18 protein-coding genes are annotated in these 21074 nt (G+C 58.3%); 8 read left to right on the forward strand and 10 right to left on the reverse strand.

Features of this window, described 5'->3' with window-relative positions:
* Nucleotides 1–15: 15 nt before the first annotated feature.
* The gene (locus ACJ8IL_RS13550) at nt 16–1968 is read right to left on the reverse strand and encodes a bifunctional 2',3'-cyclic-nucleotide 2'-phosphodiesterase/3'-nucleotidase (RefSeq protein ID WP_060433986.1); all 1953 of its coding nucleotides are present in this window, start codon (nt 1966–1968) and stop codon (nt 16–18) included.
* A gap of 255 nt (nt 1969–2223) precedes the next feature.
* Between ACJ8IL_RS13550 and cysQ the strand changes: the two genes are divergently transcribed.
* Nucleotides 2224–2964 carry a 3'(2'),5'-bisphosphate nucleotidase CysQ gene (cysQ, locus tag ACJ8IL_RS13555; RefSeq protein WP_033644177.1) on the forward strand — a complete coding sequence of 247 codons (741 nt, stop codon included), beginning with the start codon at nt 2224–2226 and terminating at the stop codon, nt 2962–2964.
* Nucleotide 2965: 1 nt separating this feature from the next.
* On the opposite strand, the gene ACJ8IL_RS13560 is transcribed toward cysQ, so the two are convergent.
* Nucleotides 2966–3523 (reverse strand): YtfJ family protein, encoded by a 558-nt coding sequence (locus ACJ8IL_RS13560; RefSeq protein ID WP_025305036.1) that lies wholly within the window; start codon nt 3521–3523, stop codon nt 2966–2968.
* A 330-nt stretch (nt 3524–3853) separates the two neighbouring features.
* On the opposite strand from ACJ8IL_RS13560, the gene ACJ8IL_RS13565 reads away from it, so the two are divergent.
* On the forward strand, nt 3854–4060 hold the full coding sequence (locus ACJ8IL_RS13565) for a DUF1107 domain-containing protein (RefSeq protein WP_004933604.1): 207 nt from the start codon (nt 3854–3856) through the stop codon (nt 4058–4060).
* Nucleotides 4061–4129: 69 nt separating this feature from the next.
* Here the strand turns inward: ACJ8IL_RS13565 and ACJ8IL_RS13570 are convergent, their stop codons facing one another.
* Together ACJ8IL_RS13570 and msrA are read right to left on the reverse strand one after the other, a co-directional pair.
* Nucleotides 4130–5461, reverse strand: coding sequence for a hemolysin family protein (locus tag ACJ8IL_RS13570; protein WP_004933603.1), 1332 nt, complete (start codon nt 5459–5461; stop codon nt 4130–4132).
* 180 nt (nt 5462–5641) lie between these two features.
* Nucleotides 5642–6283 carry a peptide-methionine (S)-S-oxide reductase MsrA gene (gene msrA / locus ACJ8IL_RS13575; protein ID WP_043139288.1) on the reverse strand — a complete coding sequence of 214 codons (642 nt, stop codon included), beginning with the start codon at nt 6281–6283 and terminating at the stop codon, nt 5642–5644.
* A 304-nt stretch (nt 6284–6587) separates the two neighbouring features.
* On the opposite strand from msrA, the gene tamA reads away from it, so the two are divergent.
* Genes tamA through ACJ8IL_RS13590 form a run of 3 tightly spaced genes read left to right on the forward strand, consistent with a single transcriptional unit; the run spans nt 6588 to nt 12471 of the window.
* On the forward strand, nt 6588–8306 hold the full coding sequence (gene tamA / locus ACJ8IL_RS13580; protein WP_169540592.1) for an autotransporter assembly complex protein TamA: 1719 nt from the start codon (nt 6588–6590) through the stop codon (nt 8304–8306).
* On the forward strand, nt 8303–12121 hold the full coding sequence (gene tamB, locus ACJ8IL_RS13585) for an autotransporter assembly complex protein TamB (RefSeq protein WP_060433988.1): 3819 nt from the start codon (nt 8303–8305) through the stop codon (nt 12119–12121). The genes tamA and tamB overlap by 4 nt, the downstream gene beginning before the upstream one ends.
* Before the next feature lie 2 nt (nt 12122–12123).
* Nucleotides 12124–12471, forward strand: coding sequence for a gamma-glutamylcyclotransferase family protein (locus tag ACJ8IL_RS13590; RefSeq protein WP_025159589.1), 348 nt, complete (start codon nt 12124–12126; stop codon nt 12469–12471).
* 53 nt (nt 12472–12524) lie between these two features.
* On the opposite strand, the gene ppa is transcribed toward ACJ8IL_RS13590, so the two are convergent.
* The gene (gene ppa / locus ACJ8IL_RS13595) at nt 12525–13055 is read right to left on the reverse strand and encodes an inorganic diphosphatase (RefSeq protein ID WP_004933594.1); all 531 of its coding nucleotides are present in this window, start codon (nt 13053–13055) and stop codon (nt 12525–12527) included.
* A gap of 261 nt (nt 13056–13316) precedes the next feature.
* On the opposite strand from ppa, the gene ACJ8IL_RS13600 reads away from it, so the two are divergent.
* The gene (locus ACJ8IL_RS13600; RefSeq protein WP_025305040.1) at nt 13317–14870 is read left to right on the forward strand and encodes a methyl-accepting chemotaxis protein; all 1554 of its coding nucleotides are present in this window, start codon (nt 13317–13319) and stop codon (nt 14868–14870) included.
* A gap of 45 nt (nt 14871–14915) precedes the next feature.
* On the opposite strand, the gene fbp is transcribed toward ACJ8IL_RS13600, so the two are convergent.
* On the reverse strand, nt 14916–15920 hold the full coding sequence (gene fbp / locus ACJ8IL_RS13605) for a class 1 fructose-bisphosphatase (protein WP_004933587.1): 1005 nt from the start codon (nt 15918–15920) through the stop codon (nt 14916–14918).
* A gap of 169 nt (nt 15921–16089) precedes the next feature.
* Here fbp and mpl point away from each other — a divergent pair, with 169 nt between their 5' ends.
* Complete coding sequence (gene mpl, locus ACJ8IL_RS13610) at nt 16090–17469, forward strand: UDP-N-acetylmuramate:L-alanyl-gamma-D-glutamyl-meso-diaminopimelate ligase (protein WP_033636810.1); 1380 nt, start codon at nt 16090–16092, stop codon at nt 17467–17469.
* 197 nt (nt 17470–17666) lie between these two features.
* Here the strand turns inward: mpl and yhcN (ACJ8IL_RS13615) are convergent, their stop codons facing one another.
* The 3 genes from yhcN (ACJ8IL_RS13615) to argR all read right to left on the reverse strand — a co-directional run bounded on the left by yhcN (ACJ8IL_RS13615) (nt 17667) and on the right by argR (nt 19188).
* Entirely contained in the window at nt 17667–17930 is a 264-nt protein-coding gene (gene yhcN / locus ACJ8IL_RS13615; protein ID WP_025305042.1) for a peroxide/acid stress response protein YhcN, read from the reverse strand.
* A 120-nt stretch (nt 17931–18050) separates the two neighbouring features.
* A complete protein-coding gene (gene yhcN / locus ACJ8IL_RS13620; protein ID WP_025305043.1) occupies nt 18051–18314 on the reverse strand; it encodes a peroxide/acid stress response protein YhcN in 264 nt (87 codons plus the stop codon).
* Nucleotides 18315–18717: 403 nt separating this feature from the next.
* A complete protein-coding gene (argR, locus tag ACJ8IL_RS13625) occupies nt 18718–19188 on the reverse strand; it encodes a transcriptional regulator ArgR (protein WP_016929335.1) in 471 nt (156 codons plus the stop codon).
* Nucleotides 19189–19652: 464 nt separating this feature from the next.
* Here argR and mdh point away from each other — a divergent pair, with 464 nt between their 5' ends.
* Nucleotides 19653–20591, forward strand: coding sequence for a malate dehydrogenase (gene mdh, locus ACJ8IL_RS13630; RefSeq protein WP_004933569.1), 939 nt, complete (start codon nt 19653–19655; stop codon nt 20589–20591).
* 67 nt (nt 20592–20658) lie between these two features.
* Here mdh and ACJ8IL_RS13635 read toward each other — a convergent pair whose 3' ends face one another.
* Nucleotides 20659–20919 carry a helix-turn-helix domain-containing protein gene (locus ACJ8IL_RS13635; RefSeq protein WP_004933567.1) on the reverse strand — a complete coding sequence of 87 codons (261 nt, stop codon included), beginning with the start codon at nt 20917–20919 and terminating at the stop codon, nt 20659–20661.
* Nucleotides 20920–21074: the final 155 nt, after the last annotated feature.

Here is a 21074-nt window from a genome sequence, read left to right on the forward strand (position 1 = left end):
GCCCCGGCCTGGTGATTATTTCGCGCTTAAATCGATGCGATAGACCGCGAAACCGATACGGTCATTGCCTTCGGCGGTCATCGGGTATTGGGCGTGCTCTTTGATAAACGCCGTCGCGTTGTCCGAAGGCGAGGTCTCGAAGCGAATATCCAGCGGCTGCTTGCTGCTGAAGTTAGCCAAACGCCAATTGTTGTCCGCCTGCGGACGCACCGCGCCATGCCGCTGGGTTTCGGCGCTGATGTAGGTCGCCAGCACCGAGCGGTTTTCATCCGGCGAAGCGAAGGCGATATGTTTGTCGCCGGTGCCGGCAAACTTGCCGCCGTAGGCGCGATAGTTGTTGGTGGCAACCAGGAAGGTGGCGTTCGGATCGATAGGCTTGCCGTTAAAGGTCAGCTGTTTGATACGCTCCGCCTTCTCGTTGATCAGCTGGCATTCGCCGTCGTAACGCGCCGGCTGGCTGACGTCGATCTGGTAGTTGACGCCGTCGATCACGTCGAAGTTATAGGTGCGGAAGCCGTCCCAGTTGATCAAGCCCTGCGGCTTGGCGCTGTTGACGTCGATCTGGTTGAACTGGCCGGCGGAGCACTCCAGCCACTCTTTCACCTCTTTGCCGCTGGCCTTCACCACCACCAGCGTATTGGGGTAGAGATAGAGATCGGCGGCGTTGCGGAAGGTGAGCTGGCCTTTTTCCACTTCGACGAAGCTGGCGGGATCGTTCTTGCGGCCGCCGACCTTGAACGGCGCCGCCGCCGACAGCACCGGCAGATCGGCCAGGTCCGGATCGCCCTGGATGTAATGTTCGACGTAGGCCTTCTGCGCATTGTTGACGATCTGCACCGTCGGATCGTCCTGCACCAGCGCCAGGTAGCTGTACATGTTGCCGTCGGATTTACCGATCGGCTGGCTGACGAACTCGCGCGTGCCTTTGTGATCGTCCGCCAACACCTTCACCAGCGCGGCATCTTCCGCCGCCAGCGATGTCTTGTTCTCTTTATCGTAGATCGGCCGTGCTTCCGCTTTGGCGGCGGTCACTTTCCAACTGCCGTTATCGTTGTTGAGCTGCAGATCGACCACGCCGAGATGATCGCCCCATTGGCCCGGCATCACCGCCGGTACGCCGTTCAGCAGGCCTTTGTCGATATCCGCGCCTTTGATGTTGGCGAAGTCTTTGCTCGGGAACACCGCATGGGCGTGACCGAACATGATGGCGTCGATGCCCGGCACCTGGCTGAGGTAGTAGACTGAGTTCTCCGCCATTGCCTTGTAAGGCTCGCTGGACAGCCCGGAATGCGGGATCGCCACCACCAGATCGGCGCCCTGTTTACGCATTTGCGGCACGTAGCGCTTGGCGGTGGCGGTGATGTCGTCCACCGTCACTTTGCCCTGCAGGTTGGCTTTGTCCCACACCAGGATCTGCGGCGGCACGAAGCCGATATAGCCGATGCGCAGCGTATGCGCCTTGCCGTCGCGGTCTTTCACCGGCGTATCGACGATGATGTACGGCGTGAACAGCGGTTTTTGCGTTTTGGCGTCGATGACGTTGGCGTTGATGTACGGGAATTTGGCGCCGGCGATGGCGTTCTTCAGATAGTCCAGCCCGTAGTTGAACTCATGGTTGCCGATGTTGCCGACCACATAGTCCAGCGTGTTCATCGCCTTATAGACCGGGTGCACGTCACCCGGTTTCAGCCCCTTGGCCGCCATGTAGTCGCCGAGCGGGCTGCCCTGAATGATGTCGCCGTTGTCCACCAACACCGCGTTGGCGGCCTGCTGGCGCGCCTGTTGGATCAGGCTGGCGGTGCGCACCAGGCCGAATTTGTCGGTCGGCGTGTCCTTGTAGTAATCGAAGTCCATCATGTTGCTGTGCAGATCGGTGGTTTCCAGCACGCGCAGATCGACGGTCGCCGCCTGCGCCGAGGCGCACACCAGCAGCGCAAGCGCGGACAGCGTCAGTGGATGCTTCATCATTTGGGGTTCTCTCCATTCCATTATTCGAGTGTTATCGCAGAAGGAAATGTAATTAACACTGCTTGCCACAGTAAACTGTGAAGTGTGGCAGAAAACGGGAGCAGGTAACGCGGGGAAGTTCACAGTTGTGCCCAACAAGATCTGAGGATTTCCCGTGGCTTAGCCGGTTGAGATGGATATTCGGCGTAAAAAAAACTAGTCTGCTAGCAGAGACAGAGGGAAATTTCCCACGGAGATGCAGAGTTGAGGTGCATGATGTTAGAGCGAATTTGCCAACTGTCCCGCGAGGCGGGGGCGGCGATCATGGCGGTGTACGACGGTGAACAACCGCTTGATGTCGCACAGAAAAAAGATGACTCACCGGTGACGGCGGCCGATCTGGCGGCGCATCACATCATCAAGCGCGGCCTGGCGGCCCTGACGCCGGAGGTGCCGCTGCTGTCGGAAGAGGATCCGCCGGCGTGGGAAGAGCGCCGCAACTGGACGCGCTACTGGTTGGTCGATCCGTTGGACGGCACCAAAGAGTTTTTGCACCGCAACGGCGAGTTCACGGTCAATATCGCCCTGATTGAAGACGGGCAGGCGGTGATGGGCGTGGTGTATGCCCCGGCGATCGACGTGTTGTATCTGGCGGAGCGCGGCAAGGCCTGGAAAGAAGAGAAGGGCGTGCGGCAGGCGATCGGCGTCAGCAACGCGCATCCGCCGCTGGTGGTGGTGAGCCGCTCGCATATCGACGACGAGCTGAAAGATTACCTTCAGCAACTGGGCGAGCACCAGACCGTGTCCGTCGGTTCCTCGCTGAAGTTTTGCCTGGTGGCGGAAGGCAAGGCGCAGCTTTATCCGCGCTTTGGGCCGACCAACATTTGGGATACCGCCGCAGGGCATGCGGTGGCGGTGGCTGCCGGGGCGCAAATTCACGATTGGCAGGGCAAGCCGTTGCTCTATACCCCGCGTGAATCTTTCCTCAACCCCGGCTTCCGGGTGTCGCTGTTCTGAGTTAGTTCGCCAACAGCTGGTGCAGTTTGGATATCACCTGCTGCACCTCTTCCGGCGTCAGCGCGCCGTCTTTAGCAAACTGAATGCGCCCTTGCTTATCCAGCACCACGATGGCTGAGCCTTTCGGCTGCAAATCCCAGGCCTTGCGCACGTTACCGTCGCTGTCGACGATAAACTGCGACCACGGGAACTCCTTCTTGCTGTCTTCAATGCTGCTGCGCACGAACATCGCGGTGCCCATCAGGGCATCGTCGGTGTTGACGATTGTCGTCGTTTGGTAACGATCGTGTGGTAGCTTCGCTTTCTTGATCGCTTCAATCAGTGGGTCGTTCATGTCTTTGGCGGAGCTGCGGCCGGCAATATGTTGTATCACTCGCACTTTTCCACTGAGCTGCGCGCTGTTCCAGTTTTGGTAGCTAAAATTACCGTCAGCGTAGTTGAGCTCTCCTTTGTCGCTGACGCCAACCGGCGCTACGCGCTGCTGGAGCTGGAAGTTGTGCGCGGAAGCGAAAAGTGGGGCGAGCAGCAGGGATACCATCAGCATGCGACTTGTTTTCATGCTTTCTCCTTGTAATGGGGGGAATTTGTGCGACAGCACTTCGACAGCCTAAAGCATAGGATGTGATAAGAGGTCTGTCCTGTTAACCGGATCGCAGATTTTCCCTTGGTTCGCTAATCATCAGATTTTGAAGGGATATCCTGAAAACGTTATAAATTATCATATACAATTCTGTCAAAAAGTGTAAATCCAGCGTAGATAACCAGGCAGAAGTGAACGTTCTGGTCTTTACTGGGTCTACTACATGCAATCAAGTTGCGTTCTGAATTTCGAGGCTGCCACCTTTGGCGGCTCGCTGAGCGCATGGATCAACGGGAGGAGCGTAAAAGAATGAGAATCTTCCAGCGTTATAACCCTTTGAAAGTGGCAAAGTACGTTAAGACCCTGTTTCGTGGAAGGCTGTATATCAAGGACGTAGGCGCATTTGAATTCGACGAAGGGAAAATCCTGCCGCCGAAGATTCGCGACAAGCGCCATTTCAGCGTGATGTCTGAAGTGAACCGTCAGGTGCTGCTGTTGCAGACCGAGATGGGGTGAACACCTCGCTGACAGCGGTAAAAAAATGCGGCCCCGATGGGGCCGCTGATGTTTCTGTCCTTCGCGCCGTCAGGCCGCCGGGGTGTCGTCTGGCGCTTTCGGCAGCACCGCCGCCGGTTTGTCGCTCAGCCGGGTGACCAGCAGCTGGTCTATCTTGTAGCTGTCGATATCCACCACCTCGAACTTGTAGCCGGCGTATTTGACGAAGTCGGTGCGTTTCGGGATCTTGCGCAGCATATACATCATAAAGCCGCCGATGGTCTCGTAGTTGCCCGCCTGCGGGAATTCGTCGATGTCCAGCACGCGCATCACGTCGTCGATCGGCGTGCCGCCTTCAATCAACCATGAGCTTTCGTCGCGCGCCACGATCTGTTCTTCCTGGCCCTGGCCGACCAGATCGCCCATCAGCGTGGTCATCACGTCGTTAAGGGTGATGATGCCCACCACCAACGCATATTCATTGAGGATCACCGCGAAGTCTTCGCCGGCGGTTTTGAAGCTTTCCAGCGCTTCGGACAGCGTCAGCGTATCCGGCACGATCAGCGCCGAGCGGATCTGCACGCCGCTGCTCAGCACCAGGCTCTGGTTGCCCAGCACGCGGTTCAGCAGGTCTTTGGAATCGACGTAACCCACCACCTGATCGATATGGCCGTCGCACACCAGGAACTTGGAGTGCGGATGGGTCGAGACCTTCTCCTTGATGCTCTCTTCGCTTTCGCGCAGATCGAAGTACACCACGCTTTCGCGTGAGGTCATCGAAGACGGCACGGTGCGCGATTCCAGCTCGAACACGTTTTCAATCAGCTCGTGCTCCTGCTTGCGCAGCACGCCCGCCAGGGCGCCGGCTTCCACCACCGCGTAGATGTCATCGGAGGTGATATCGTCCTTACGCACCATCGGCAGCTTGAACATGCGGAAGATCAGGTTGGCCATGCCGTTGAAGAACCACACCAGCGGGCGGAAGATCATGATGGAGAAACGCATCGGGTTGATGATCCGGACGGCGACCGTCTCTGGTGCAATCATACCGATGCGCTTCGGGGTCAAATCGGCGAACAGGATAAACAGGCTGGTCACCAGCACGAAGGAGCAGATGAAGCTGACCTGTTCTGCCAGTTCAGGCGACAGGAAGCGATCGAACAACACCTTGAAGGTGGGAGAGAAAGCCGCGTCGCCGACGATACCGCCGAGGATGGCCACGGCGTTCAGGCCGATCTGCACCACGGTGAAGAAGATGCCTGGGGTTTCTTGCAGCTTGAGCACTCTGGCGGCGTTGACGTTACCTTCGTCGGCCATCAGCTTCAGTTTGATCTTGCGCGAGGCGGCCAGAGAGATTTCCGACAGTGAGAAGAACGCACTCACCGCGATCAGAAAAAGAATCAGTAAAATACTGTTTAACATAATCTATCCATACGTGCCGACGGGATGACGGCGCTCTTGAGGAAGGGTAGTACATAGTAAAAAAAGCAGCGATAACAACCAGAAGGGAAGCTATCGGGCCGCAGAAGCGGCCCGCATAGTATAGCAGTTGCCCCACAGGGGCCGCCAGCGGTTAAAAAAGTGCCGCCGGCCGGCATCAAATCAGCCCTGCGGCGGCAGGCAAACGCCGATGCCGCCCAGCCCGCAGTAGCCTTCCGGGTTTTTGAACAGGTACTGCTGATGATCGTCTTCCGCATAATAGAACGGCAGCGCCGGCGCGATCTCGGTGGTGATGACGCGCTTGTCGCCCGCCGCGTCCATCGCCTGCTGGAAGCGTTGCAGGCTGCTTTCCGCCTCGGCCTGCTGCTCTGGGCTCAGCGTATAAATCGCCGAGCGGTACTGAGTGCCGACGTCGCCGCCCTGGCGCATGCCCTGCGCCGGATCGTGATTTTCCCAGAATACCTGCAGCAGCTGTTTGTAGCTGACGACCTGCGGATCGAACACCACGCGCACCACTTCGGCGTGGCCGGTCTGGCCGCTGCACACTTCGCGGTAGGTCGGGTTCGGCGTATAGCCGCCGCTGTAGCCGGCGGCGGTGCTGTAGACGCCCGGCTGCTGCCAGAACAGACGCTCAACGCCCCAGAAACAGCCCATGGCGAAGATCGCCACTTCCATGCCTGCCGGCACCTGGGTCATCGAGTGTTCGGTGACCACGTTGAGCGTTGCGACAGGCATTGGCGTGGTGCGGCCAGGCAGCGCGCTTGCCTTATCGACGGTTTGTGATTTATCAAAAAATGGCACCACGGTTGACTCCTGTTGTCACAGTAAGAATTGACCCTACATGGCGGCGGTTCGGTTGTATCTCACCGCGTCTTTGCCCACAATAAGTGGCAAGTTGGATTTTGTATAAGCTTAACGCAGTATTTTGAGCGCCAAAAGTGAAGAATTCGCCTGTTGCGCGGCGGTGGCAAAGCGCGGCGGGCGGCGTCCGGAATAAGGTTGAAGAGGGCTGCCGTCATGATAGCGCGGAGTCTGCCCTGGCCCCGGAGCAAACACCATAACAGGAAAGTAAAATCAATAAGGAGAACACGTGCCAAAGTACCCGGTCATGTGCTTGATATCTGTGTTGCTTGCGGCACCTGCGGCCTATGCGGCGAACGTGCGGCTGCAGGTGGAGGGGTTAAGCGGAGAGTTGGAAAAAAACGTCCGGGTGCGCCTGTCGTCGATCACGCCTGAAGAGGTCGGCACCGACGGCCGCTTCCGCGCGCGGGTGGATGAGGCGGTGCGCCAGGGGCTGCGTGCGCTCGGCTATTACCAGCCGACCATCGAGTTTACGCTGGACGACCGACCGGGAATGTCGCGCCCGGTGCTGCATGCCAAGGTCAATCCGGGCGAGCCGGTGCGTATCGCCGGCGCCAATATCGTGCTGGAGGGCGGCGCGAAGACCGATGAAGACTACCTGACGCTGGTAAAGAAGGGGCGGCCGACCATCGGCGAGATCCTCAACCACGGCAAGTATGACAGTTTCAAAGGCTCGCTCACCGGCCTGGCGCTGCGCAAAGGCTATTTCGACGCCGACATGACCAAAAGCCAGCTCGGCGTGGCCGAAGATCTGCACAAGGCGTTTTGGGACATCGATTTCAACAGCGGCGAACGTTACCGCTTCGGCAAGGTGAAATTCACCGGTTCGCAAATCCGCGAAGACTATCTGCAAAATCTGGTGCCCTTTCATCAGGGGGATTACTACAGTTCGGAGGATTTGGCCGAGCTGAACCGCCGTTTGTCCGCTACCAACTGGTTCAACTCGGTGGTGGTGTCCCCTGATTTCAACGATGCCAAAGAGAACAAGATTTTGCCGTTGGACGCGCTGGTAACGCCGCGTACGCGCAATACCATCGAAACCGGTATCGGTTACTCCACCGACGTCGGTCCGCGGGTGAAAGGCACCTGGAAAAAGCCCTGGCTCAACGATCGCGGCCACAGCCTGGAAACCAGCGCCAGCGTGTCGGCGCCGGAGCAGCAACTGGATCTGACCTATAAGATCCCGCTGCTGAAGAATCCGCTGGAGCAGTATTACCTGCTGCAGGGCGGGCTCAAGAACGTCGATCTTAACGACACCAAATCCGTGACCTCCAAAGTGGTGGCCTCACGCAACTGGGATCTCTCCAGCGGCTGGCAGCGGGCGATCAACCTGACCTGGCGCTGGGATAACTTTACCCAGGGCAACGTCAGCAACACTACCATGCTGTTATACCCCGGCGTCAGCTTCAACCGCACCCGCTCACGTGGTGGCCTGATGCCGACCTGGGGCGACAGCCAACGCTACTCCATCGACGTGTCCGACACCACCTGGGGCTCCGGCGTGGACTTCGCGCTGATGCAGGCGCAAAACGTCTGGATCCGCACGCTCGCCGACAAGCATCGTTTCGTGGCGCGCGGGCAGGTGGGATGGATAGAAACCAACGACTTCGACAAGGTGCCGCCGGATTTGCGCTTCTTCGCCGGCGGTGACCGCAGCATTCGCGGCTACAAGTACAAAGACATTTCGCCGCGCGGCGACGATGGCAAGCTGACCGGCGCCTCCAAGATGCTGACCGGCTCGCTGGAGTATCAATACAACGTGACCGGCAAATGGTGGGGGGCGATGTTCGTCGATTCCGGTGAAGCGGTGAACGATATCAAGAAAAGCAACTTCAAGACCGGCGCCGGTGTCGGCGTGCGCTGGCAGTCGCCGGTGGGGCCGGTGAAGTTGGATATCGCCGCGCCCGTGGGAGACAAGGACACTCACGGGATGCAGTTCTACATCGGTTTGGGGCCTGAACTATGAGCCTGGTTAAAAAGATTTGTCTCGGATTTCTGGTCGTCCTGCTGTTGCTGATCGGCGGGCTGGCCTTTCTGGTGGGCACTACCACCGGTTTGCATATGGTCATCAACGGCGCGGCGCGCTGGGTGCCGGGGCTGGAGATCGCCGGCGTCAGCGGCGGCTGGCGCGATCTGACGCTGAAGGGCGTGAAGTATCAGATGCCGGGCGTGACGGTCAACGCTGGGCAATTCCATCTGTCCCTCGATCTCTCCTGCTTTAAACGCAGCTCGCTGTGCGTCAACGCCTTGACCGCTCAGGACGTGGACGTGGCGGTGAACACCAAAGAGATGGCGCCCTCCACGCCGGTGGAGGAGAGCAGTGAGCCGACCACCAATCTCAGCACCCCTTATCCGATCACCCTGCGCCTGTTGGCGCTGAACAACATCAAGGTCACCGTCGACGACACCGCCATTTCTCTGGCCGAGTTCCGCACCGGCGCACAGTGGCAAGAGCGCGCGCTGACGCTGATGCCAACCAAGATCGGCTCGTTGCTGATCGCCTTGCCGAAAACGCCGCAAAATCCGTTGCCGGAAGCGGTGCAACCGGCGGTTGAGGTAGCGAAAAAGGTCGGTGAACAGGTTACCGACGCGGCGAAACCGGCGCCGCAGCCGGAAGAGAAGCCGCTCGGCGAAACGCTGAAGGAACTGTTCGCCAAACCGCTGTTGCCGGATCTGCCGGACATCCGCCTGCCGCTGGATATCACCGTCAAAGAGATCAGCGGCGAACAGCTGCGCTTGACCGGCGATACCGACGTGCTGATCACGAGTCTGTTGCTGCAGGCCAGCACGCAGGATCAGCATATCCAACTGGACAACTTCGACGTGAAGTCGCCGCAGGGCACGCTGTCGGTGCAGGGGCAGGCGACCCTGACCGGCGACTGGCCGGTGGCCCTGACCGCCAACAGCGCGCTGAACATCGAACCGCTGAAGGGCGAGAAGGTGAAGCTGAACATCGGTGGCGGGCTGCGTGATGAGCTGAAGGTCGCGCTGAACCTGTCCGGCCCGGTCGGCGCCCAGCTCGATGTGCAAACCCGGCTGGCCGAAGCCGGCCTGCCGCTGGCGCTGACGTTGCAGAGCAAACAGCTGAAATGGCCGCTGAGCGGCGAGGCGCAGTACCAGGTCAACGATTTTCGCCTGCGCTTTAACGGCAAGGCGACCGACTATGCGCTGTCGACACGCGCCAATCTGAAAGGCCAGGATCTGCCGCCGGCGGTGCTGACGCTGGACGGCAAAGGCAACGTTGAGCAGTTCAAGCTGGAGCGCCTGCGGCTGGCGGCGCTGCAGGGCAATACCGATCTCACTGCGCTGGTGGACTGGAGCAAGGCCATCAGCTGGAACTCGCAATTGACGCTGAGCGGCATCAATACCGCCAAGCAGTGGCCGGAATGGCCGGCGAAGCTGGATGGCAAGATCACCACGCGCGGCAGCCTGCACGGCGGCAGCTGGCAGCTGCAGGTGCCGGTGCTGCAGCTGGACGGCAACGTGAAGCAGAACAAGGTCACGGCGCGCGGTACGCTGAGCGGCAACGCCGCCGGGCAGTGGAAAATCCCCGGCATCGATCTGACGCTGGGGCGCAACCAGCTGAACGTCAAAGGGCAGCTGGATGAGAAAAGCTGGAACCTGGACGCCAACATCGACGCGCCGCGTCTGGACGGCGCGCTGCCGGGCCTGGGCGGCACCGCCAAAGGGCTGTTGAAACTGCGCGGCAATCTGCAGGCGCCGCAGCTGCTGGCGGATTTGACCGCCTCCGGCTTGCAGTGGCAGGCGCTGCGCATCAACCGCGTGAAAATAGACGGCGACGTGCGCTCCACGGATCAGATCCAGGGGCAGTTGGCGGTACGCGTCGAGCAGCTGAAGCAGGACGCGCTGGAAGTCAGCCTGCTGACCCTCGACGCCAAAGGCAGCGAGAAGCAGCATCAGCTGCAGTTGAAGATCGACGGCAAACCGGTCTCCGGCCAGCTGGCGCTGCAGGGCAGCTTCGATCGTCAGCAGCAGCGCTGGCGCGGCAATCTGAACAATACCCGCTTCGATACGCCGGTAGGGGAGTGGCGCCTGACGCGCGCCATCGCGCTGGATTACCTGAACACCGCGCAGAAAATCAGCATCGGGCCGCACTGTTGGCAGAACCCGAACGCCGAGCTGTGCGTGCCGAAGACCATTGAAGCCGGCCAGAGCGGCCAGGCTAGCGTGGTGCTCAATCGGTTCGACCTGGCGATGATCAAGCCGTTTCTCGGCCCGGAAACCGCCCTGAGCGGCGTGTTCACCGGCCGGGCCGACGTCAGCTGGAAACCGGGCGGCGCGCTGCCGGAGGCGAAAGTCACGCTGGCCGGCAACGGCGTCAAGGTGGTACAGCAGGTGCAGGGCAACGCGCTGCCTATCGCTTTCGATACGCTGACCCTCAACGCCGGCCTGAACAACGGCCGCGCGCAGGCCGACTGGCGGATCAAACTGACCAACAACGGCCAGTTTGACGGCAATATCCAGGTGGTGGATCCGCAGGTGCGGCGCACCATCAGCGGCAACGTCAATATCACCAACATCTCGCTGGCGCTGATCAACCCGGCGCTGATGAAGGGCGAAAGTGCAGCGGGCATGCTGAATGCCAACCTGCGTCTGGGCGGCAGCGCGCAGAAGCCGCTGGTGTTCGGGCGTCTGGCGTTGGATCGGGCGAAGGTGCAGGGGCACTGGATGCCGTTCGATATGACCGACGCGCGGCTGGCGGTGAATTTCAACGGCATGACCTCGACGCTGGAGGGGCTGCTCAGCACCACCCGCGGCCAGCTGAATCTGGCGGGCGATGCAGACTGGCGTGACATCAACGCCTGGCGTGCGCGCATTGCCGCCAAGGGCGACAAGCTGCGGGTGACGGTGCCGCCGATGATCCGCATCGACGTGTCGCCGGATCTGGTGTTCGAAGCCACGCCGCAGCTGTTCTCGCTCAACGGCAAGGTCGATATCCCTTGGGCGCGCATTACGGTGCAGGAGCTGCCGGAAAGCGCGGTGGGCGTCTCTTCCGACGAGGTGATGCTGGACGATCAGCTGAAGCCGATTCAGCCGAAGACCGCTTCGATCCCGATCAACAGCAACCTGATGATCCACGTCGGCAATGACGTGCGGCTGGACGCCTTCGGCCTGAAAGCCCGCTTGAAGGGCGATTTGAAAGTGGTACAGGACAAGAAAGGGCTGGGCCTCAACGGCCAGATTGACATCCCTTCCGGTCGCTTCCATGCTTATGGTCAGGATTTGATCGTGCGTAAAGGGCAGCTGATGTTCTCCGGCCCGCCGGATCAGCCGCTGCTCAATATTGAAGCGATCCGCAACCCGGAATCCACCGAGGACGACGTGACTGCCGGCGTGCGCGTGACCGGCCTGGCGGATGCACCGAAGCTGGAAGTGTTCTCCGATCCGGCCAAATCGCAACAGGAAGCCTTGTCTTATCTGCTGCGCGGCCAGGGCTTGAGCAGCTCCGGCGCCGACGGCAACGCCATGACGTCGATGTTAATCGGCATGGGGGTTGCACAAAGTGGTCAACTTGTGGGTAAAATCGGCGAGGCATTCGGCGTGAGTAATTTGGCTCTGGACACTCAAGGGGTTGGCGACAATTCCCAGGTTGTCGTGAGCGGCTATGTCCTCCCAGGCTTACAAGTAAAATATGGGGTGGGCATTTTCGACTCGCTGGCCACGCTGACGTTGCGTTATCGCCTGATGCCTAAGTTGTATCTTGAAGCGGTGTCTGGTCTCGACCAGGCATTAGATTTGCTCTATCAGTTTGAGTTTTAGCGATGCGAATAATTGTCTACGGCAGTTTACGGCGCAAACAGGGAAACAGCCATTGGATGACCAACGCCCAATGGCTCGGCGAGCACGAGCTCGAAGGCTATCAGATTTATAATCTGGGCCATTACCCGGCGGCGATCCCTGGAGAGGGCACGATACATTGCGAGGTGTATCGTATTAACTCATCGATTCTGGCAGAGCTGGACGAACTGAAAAGCAACACCAAGGACTATAAGCGCGAGCTGATTCAGACGCCTTATGGGAGTGCGTGGATCTACCTGTACAAACACAGCGTGGACGGTTACCCGCGGATTACCAGCGGTGACTGGCTGAAGCGTCTCGAAGAACAGTAAGAAAAAAAACACCGCTCAATGAGCGGTGTTTTTTCATCGGACGGCGGCTGGAATTACTTCTTGGCAGCGCGTTCGAAGGAGGCGATGATTTCCGCTTTAGCCGCGGCAGCGTCTGCCCAGCCTTCCACTTTCACCCATTTGCCTTTTTCCAGATCTTTGTAGTGCTCGAAGAAGTGAGCGATCTGGGCTTTCAGCAGTTCCGGCAGGTCGTTCACGTCTTTCACGTGATCGTACTCTTTGGTCAGCTTGCTGTGTGGTACCGCAACCAGCTTGGCGTCTTCACCGGCTTCGTCGGTCATCTTCAGTACGCCAACCGGACGGCAGCGGATCACGGAGCCCGGCTGCAGCGGGTATGGGGTTGGGACCAGCACGTCAACCGGGTCACCGTCCAGAGACAGGGTGTGGTTGATGTAGCCGTAGTTGCACGGGTAGAACATCGCGGTGGACATGAAACGGTCAACGAACAGCGCGCCGGTTTCTTTGTCGATTTCGTATTTGATTGGATCGGCGTTGGCCGGGATTTCGATTACTACGTAGATGTCTTCCGGCAGGTCTTTGCCAGCAGGGACCAGATTCAAGCTCATGTCGGTTTCCTTTAATCATCAAACCAGAAATGGAGTGGCGGCTATTATAGCGGACTCTTTTGCGATTTCCTGCCCTTTTCATCGTCGAAAACCCAGTGTGCCGGCGCAGGGATAATTTCCAGATTAATCCCGCCGCGGCATGAAGTTTTGCCTTCGCCTGCCGATAACTTCAACAAACAATAATGAGCTAGCAAAGCTGGCTCCGCGTTTTGCCACCCCTACTACGTCTGATCTCACAATTTCTGAAGCCGGGAAGAACTCATGCTAAAAAAGATTACGGTGAAGGCTGGGCTGATCGCCCTGCTGAGCCTGATGACCATGTTGCTGATCATGGTCAGCGTTATTGGCGTCAACGCGATTAACGAAGGATCGCGATCGATCCATACCTTGAATCAGATCCTCGGTGAAGAGCTGGGCTCGCTGGCCAACAGCTCCAACCTGACGCTGCGCGCCCGAACCGCCGCTTCGTTGGCGGTGCGCCAACGGGAGATCGGCCAGATCGATGTGTCCGACGCCACCGTGGGCCGCATCTACGGTTACCTCGATCAGTCAAACAAGGAAATGGCGCGCTTTGTCGGCGTCGGCACCGTGACCGATCGCGGCCGCGAACTCTCCAATCGTCTGCAAAACAGCTATCGCGCCTACCTCGAGCAGGGCGTGAAGCCGATGGCTGCCGCCATCAAGGCCGGCAAAATCGATGAGTATTACCATATTCAGGAGACCCGCATCTCTGCGCTGAGCATCGCGTTTGAAAAGGATCTCAGCGATTTCCGCAGCTTTGCCATGAAGCTCGGCGAAAAGCAGGTGTATGACGCGGAAAACAACGCCAGCACCAAGATCTCGTTGATCGTGGTGGCGGGCCTGCTCAGCGTGCTGCTGGCGGTGCTGGCCTGGTTCGCGCTGCGCGTGATCATTTTGCGCCCGTTGGACGAGTCCATCGCGCAGTTGGAACACATCGCCGGCGGCGATCTGACCCATGAGATCCGCGGTGAGGGTGATACCGAGATGGGCCGCTTGGTGCGGGCGATGCAGCGTATGCAGCAGGCGTTGGCCAGTTCGGTCAGCAAAGTGCGCGATGCCAGCAGCCAGATCGACACCGGTTCACGCGAACTGGCGGCCGGTAACCTGCATCTGGCGCAGCGTACCGAAGAGTCGGCCGCTTCGCTGGAAGAGACCGCCGCCAGCATGGAACAGCTGACTTCGACGGTGAAAATGAACGCCGAGAACTGCGAGCAGGCCAACCAACTGGCGCTGAGCGTGTCCGATATCGCCAACCAGGGCAGTGACGTGGTCAGCCAGGTGATGAGCAAGATGCAGGCGATCACCGACAGTTCGCGCCGCATCGCCGACATCATCAGCGTGATGGACGGCATCGCCTTCCAGACCAATATCCTGGCGCTGAACGCGGCGGTGGAAGCGGCGCGTGCCGGCGAGCAAGGCCGCGGTTTCGCGGTGGTGGCCGGTGAAGTGCGCAGTCTGGCGCAGCGTAGCGCCCAGTCGGCGAAAGAGATTAAAGGGCTGATTGAAGCGTCGCAGAACCGGGTGCAGGAAGGCGAACAGATGGTGGAGTCGGCCGCGCAGACCATGAGCGGCATCACCGGTGAAGTGGGCCGGGTGACGGCGTTGATGCGTGAGATCTCGGCGGCGACGCGCGAACAAAGCAGCGGTATCGAACAGGTAAACCTGGCGGTGGCGCAGATGGATCAGGTGGCGCAGCAGAATGCGGCGCTGGTGGAAGAGTCTGCGGCGGCAACGCGCTCGCTGGAAGATCAGGCTCAGCTGCTGGCGCAGAGCATGGCGGCGTTCAAGCTGTAAGGCGATAAGGGTTCGGCGCGGTGCCGAACCCTTGCCAGAAACGCGTTACTCGTCCGGGTTTTCGGCGATGAAGCGTTCTGCGTCTTCTACCATCGACTTGGTGCCGACGAAGAATGGCGCGCGCTGGTGCAGTTTCACCGGCGTGATGTCCAGAATGCGGTTTTTGCCGTCGCTGGCTTTACCGCCGGCCTGTTCGGCCAGAAACGCCATCGGGTTGCATTCGTACAGCAGGCGCAGCTTGCCTTGCGGATGGCTGGCGGTGCTTGGGTAGATGTAGATGCCGCCTTTCAGCAGGTTGCGGTGGAAGTCCGCCACCAGAGAACCGATGTAGCGCGAGGTGTAAGGGCGCTGCGTCGCTTCATCCTGCTCTTGGCAGTACTTGATGTATTTCTTCACGCCGAGAGGGAACTTGATGTAGTTGCCTTCGTTGATGGAATACATGTTGCCGCTCGCCGGGAAGCGTACTTTCTCGTGGGAGAGGCAGAACACGCCCAGAGACGGGTCGTAAGTAAAGGCGTGGACACCGTAACCAGTGGTGTACACCAGCATGGTGGACGAACCGTAAACCACGTAACCCGCTGCGACCTGGGCGCTGCCCGGCTGCAGGAAGTCTTCTTCGGTCACCGGTGTGCCGACCGGCGTGATGCGGCGGTAGATAGAGAAAATCGTACCGACCGAGACGTTGACATCGATGTTGGACGAACCGTCCAACGGATCCATCAATACGACATACTTGGCATTTTCAGCACGCTCGCCGTCGAATATCACGATTTCATCTTCTTCTTCGGAAGCGATACCCGCAACTTCACCACGCGCTTTCAACGCCGCTTTCAGTTTTTCGTTCGCGTACAGGTCCAGTTTCATCTGAACTTCGCCCTGTACGTTGGACACCCCGCTGGTCCCCAGAATATCAACCAGGCCAGCCTTGTTGATGTCGCGGTGGATGATTTTGGCGCCCAGTTTAATGGCAGAAAGTAACGCGGTCAGCTCGCCGGTGGCGTGCGAGAAGTCGTGCTGTTTCTCGACGATAAATTCGCCTAACGTTTTCATGACACAATCCCTGAATCTACGGATGGATAGCGGCCTGTTAACAAACCGCCAACGTTTTCGCGAGCAGTGTAGCCCAAAGATGCGCGCCATTCATAGGCAAATCCATTTCTTCTGGACGATTCTGAGCGTTAGAATATGCCGACATTCGATGCACTCACATGAGAAACCTATGCGCATTCACATTCTTGGGATCTGTGGCACCTTTATGGGCGGGTTGGCGATGCTGGCGCGTTCACTGGGGCATGACGTCACCGGTTCGGACGCCAACGTCTATCCGCCGATGAGCACGCTGCTGGAGAACCAGGGGATCGATCTTATTCAGGGTTATGATCCAGCCCAGTTGGATCCGGCGCCGGATCTGGTGATCATCGGCAACGCCATGACGCGCGGCAACCCGTGCGTGGAGGCGGTGCTGGAGCGTGGCATCCCTTACGTTTCCGGCCCGCAGTGGCTGCACGACGCCGTGTTGCGCGATCGCTGGGTACTGGCGGTCGCCGGTACCCACGGTAAAACTACCACCGCCGGCATGGCGACCTGGATCCTCGAAGCCTGCGGCTACCAGCCGGGCTTCGTCATCGGCGGCGTGCCGGGCAACTTCGACGTCTCGGCGCGCCTCGGCGGCAGCCCGTTCTTCGTGATCGAGGCCGACGAGTATGACTGCGCGTTCTTCGACAAGCGCTCCAAGTTCGTGCACTACAGCCCGCGCACGCTGATCATGAACAACCTGGAGTTCGACCACGCCGATATCTTCGACGATCTGAAAGCCATCCAGAAACAGTTCCACCACTTGGTGCGCCTGGTGCCGGGCAAAGGCAAGATCATCCTGCCGGACAACGACAGCCACCTGAAGCAGGTGATGGCGATGGGCTGCTGGAGCGAACAGGAGCTGGTGGGCGAAGAGGGTACCTGGCGTGCGCAGAAGCTGACGCCGGACGCCAGTCATTACGCGGTGTTCCTCGACGGCGAGCAGGTTGGCGAAGTGAACTGGGCGCTGGTGGGCGAGCACAACATGCATAACGGCCTGATGGCCATCGCCGCGACTCGCCACGTTGGCGTGCAGCCGGCGGACGCCTGCCGCGCGTTGGGCGATTTCATCAACGCCCGCCGCCGCCTGGAGCTGCGTGGCGAAGCCAACGGCGTCACGGTTTACGACGACTTCGCGCACCACCCGACCGCGATCCTGGCCACCCTGGCCGCGTTGCGCGGCAAGGTCGGCGGCACGGCGCGCATTCTGGCGGTGCTGGAACCGCGATCCAACACCATGAAAATGGGCATCAGCAAAAACGATCTGGCGCCTTCGCTCGGCCGCGCCGACGAAGTGTTCCTGTTCCAGCCGCATCACATTCCATGGCAGGTAGCGGAAGTGGCTGATGCCTGTGTGCAGCCGGCGCACTGGAGCGCGGATCTCGACACGCTGGTGGACATGGTGGTGAAAACCGCACAGCCGGGCGACCACATTCTGGTGATGAGCAACGGCGGTTTTGGCGGCATTCACGATCGCCTGCTGGACGCGCTGGCGAAAAAGCAGGAACCGAAGGTGACCTACTGATTGTTCAGTAGCATAAGCCACTCTAAGGGCCGCATTTGCGGCCTTTTTTACGCCCATAAAAAAGCCCTCGCGAGCGAGGGCAACGGGGTTCGTCGGATAGGACGACGAGAGGGTCTCTGGGAAATCGGCGTTTGCGTCAGAACTCGGCAGTGGCAGTGACGAGGGTAATCAGCTCTGCAAAGCCGTTCCCAGAGTTGTTATTTGTAAATCTCGGCGGTGGCGTGGTAGTTGCCTTCGTTACGCGCTTCGATCACGCGGTAGGCGGTCGCGCCTTTAGCGTCGGCTTTCTCCGACAGCGCCTGGCGAATGTCGGTCGGTGCGCCGTCGATACCGCTGACGGTAATGGTGCCGATAGATTGCAGATTGGCGGTCTGATCGTTAGTCACCAACTGGGCGGCAGATGCGCCGAAGGAGATGACGGACAGCAGACCGAGTGCAGCAAGAGTAGTTTTCATGTTCATGATAGCGATCCTTGGTCATAACAGCCTGGAAGGGCTTGGCAGCGATTTTTATTCTTGAAGGCCGTTATGACAGCGTTTGATTCCAGAGATGTATTGCCCGTTGCCGGGTAATGTCGTTACTTATTTGTAGATTTCAGCGGTCGCGTGGAAGTTGCCGTCGTTGCGCGCTTCGATCACGCGGTAAGCGGTCGCCCCTTTGGCGTCAGCTTTGTCAGACAGTGCCTGGCGAATGTCGGAAGGCGCAGCGGCGACGCCACTCACGGTGATCACACCGGCGGGTTGCAGTTGTGCGGCCTGGGTTGCATCAACAGATTGTGCTGCGAATGCACCAAATGAAAGCATGGACAGAACGCTCAGGGTTGCAACGGTAGCTTTAATTTTCATCATCTCACCTCATCGTATTCTTTTATCAGTTCCAACGAACTGTGATTCAGTTCACGAAAATGAGTATACAGCTAGTAACGCGAAAAATTAATAGTTCGCTAACAGTTTCTAGTGAAACTTTAACCTTATGATCCTTATTTTTTATAACTGTAAGGAATAAAAAACGCTCATAAAACGATCTTTTGATGTTAAATTTATGTAATTTCAATAAGGTAAGTGCTTTTAACCAAAAGTGCGGAAGATCACAGTGGGTACTGCTGGTTACATGGCGATGTCATGGAAATGTGTTGCTGCGGGATAAAAAAGCAGTGTTAAACGCGGTTAAAGGCTGGGGAGGTAACGCGAGGGTTAAAGAAGCGCTAACAAAATGCGGAAGGTAGCCGCACTTTGTTAGCGCCAGGTTTCACAGCTCTTGCTCAAACACGCCCAGGATCGCTTCATGCAGCTTCTGAGCGGTAAAGCCGCTGGACGGGGTGACGAAAATGGTATCGTCGCCGGCAATCGTGCCGAGGATGCCCTGGGATTTACCCAGTGAGTCGAGCAGGCGGGCGATCAGCTGCGCGGCGCCCGGGCTGGTATGGATCACCACGACGGCGTCGTTATGGTCGACGTCCAGCACCAGATTCTTCAACGGGCTGGTGGTGGTCGGCACGCCGAGTTCGGCAGGAAGGCAATACACCATTTCCATTTTGGCATTGCGCGTACGTACCGCGCCGAACTTGGTCAGCATGCGCGATACTTTGGATTGGTTAATGTTTTCGAAGCCTTCTTCTTGCAGCGCCAAAACGATCTCGCCTTGAGAACTGAATTTTTCTTCTTTCAATAACGCTTTGAACGTCTTGATCAGATCTTCCTGTTTTGCGGGATTACGCATTTTGCACCGTGGAATGTTGATAGTGGAAGTCATGATTATGCATATAGATGAATTTTTATGCAACAAAGGCCGCCCCAAAGAAAATAAAAAAGACCGGGCGGCGAGGAAAGGGCGGCATTTTAACAAAATCCGGCCGCGATGAATATGCCCTTTTGACGACGGAAAATCGGCCTACGGTGGTAAATAAAATGTTATTAAAATGATGTTGTTCTGATGTTGCGTAAGGGTGTAATGTAACGGCCGGTTAACTTGCTCGTGAATAACCTCGCACTATTTTTGATTAGTGTGCGCTATGCCCTTCATGCGCAAGCGATTTAATCTAAAATGGGCGCGACAGCGGCCGTTTTATTACACCTGCAGGCAAGAGTTGGCTAATTTATTGTTTTAAAAGGTGTAATGACTCAAGGTCCGTAACCAACACATTCACGGCGCTTTATATATTTAAGATAATAAAGGAGTATAGGATGAAAGTTGCAGTTCTCGGTGCTGCTGGCGGTATCGGCCAGGCCCTCGCCCTTCTACTCAAAACCCAGCTTCCTTCAGGTTCTGAACTCTCTCTCTACGACATTGCCCCCGTAACCCCAGGCGTTGCCGTCGACTTAAGCCACATCCCAACCGCAGTTAAAATTAAAGGCTTCAGCGGCGAAGACGCGACCCCGGCTCTGCACGGTGCGGACGTGGTGCTGATTTCCGCCGGCGTGGCCCGTAAGCCAGGCATGGATCGCTCTGATCTGTTCAACGTTAACGCCGGCATCGTGCGTAACCTGATTGAGCAAGTGGCGAAAACCTGCCCGAAAGCCTGCATCGGCATCATCACCAACCCGGTTAACACCACGGTCGCCATCGCGGCGGAAGTGCTGAAAAAAGCCGGCGTTTACGACAAGAACAAACTGTTCGGCGTGACTTCGCTGGATATCATCCGTTCCAACACCTTCGTGGCCGAGCTGAAAGGCAAGCAGCCGGAAGAGCTGAACGTGCCGGTTATCGGCGGCCACTCTGGCGTGACCATTCTGCCTCTGCTGTCGCAGATCCCTGGTGTGAGCTTCACCGATCAGGAAGTGGCGGATCTGACCAAACGCATTCAGAACGCCGGTACCGAAGTGGTAGAAGCCAAAGCCGGCGGCGGGTCTGCAACGCTGTCCATGGGCCAGGCGGCCGCACGTTTCGGTCTGTCTCTGGTGCGTGCGCTGCAGGGCGAAAAAGGCGTTGTGGAATGCGCTTACGTTGAAGGCGACGGCAAATACGCTCGCTTCTTCGCGCAGCCGCTGGTGCTGGGCAAGAACGGCGTTGAAGAGCGTAAAGATATCGGCACCCTGAGCGCCTTCGAGCAGAAAGCGCTGAACGAGATGCTGGACGTGCTGCACAAAGATATCGAACTGGGCGAGAAGTTCATCAATAACTGATCGATACCGAGAGTCAGCCGATAAACGCCGCCGGACGCTGTTCCGGCGGTTTTTTTTTGTTCCGCGTTCACGACTTGATGCGTGCTTTGCGATCCAGCAGGCAATCGCTGTGCGGATCGTAATAACGGCTTGGCCAGATCTCCGATGGGTGAATGCCTATCGCTTCGGCGATCAGCCATTCCCCCTTCGGCCACGGGCGCGACAGCGCATTGGCCAGCGTCGATGAGCTCAATCCGGCCTTGCGCGATACCGCCGCCAGCGTGGTGCCCTGCTTGCGTAGCGCCGCGATGATATCTGCTGGGTGCCAATCTGGGTTCCTTGAATTCATGTTTACATTCCTTTTCTGATTAGCCAAAGTTGCGTTAGTGGTATAACTAACGAGTCAAAGTTAAGCGTTTGAACAACGTGAAACGTTTATTCGGAAACCAGAATACCATTAAATTTCCTAAAAAATACCCAGGTAATTTCCAAAAATGACGTTGC

This window comes from Serratia sp. CY47444, from assembly GCF_052168635.1.
In the GTDB taxonomy this organism is placed as follows: domain Bacteria; phylum Pseudomonadota; class Gammaproteobacteria; order Enterobacterales; family Enterobacteriaceae; genus Serratia; species Serratia bockelmannii.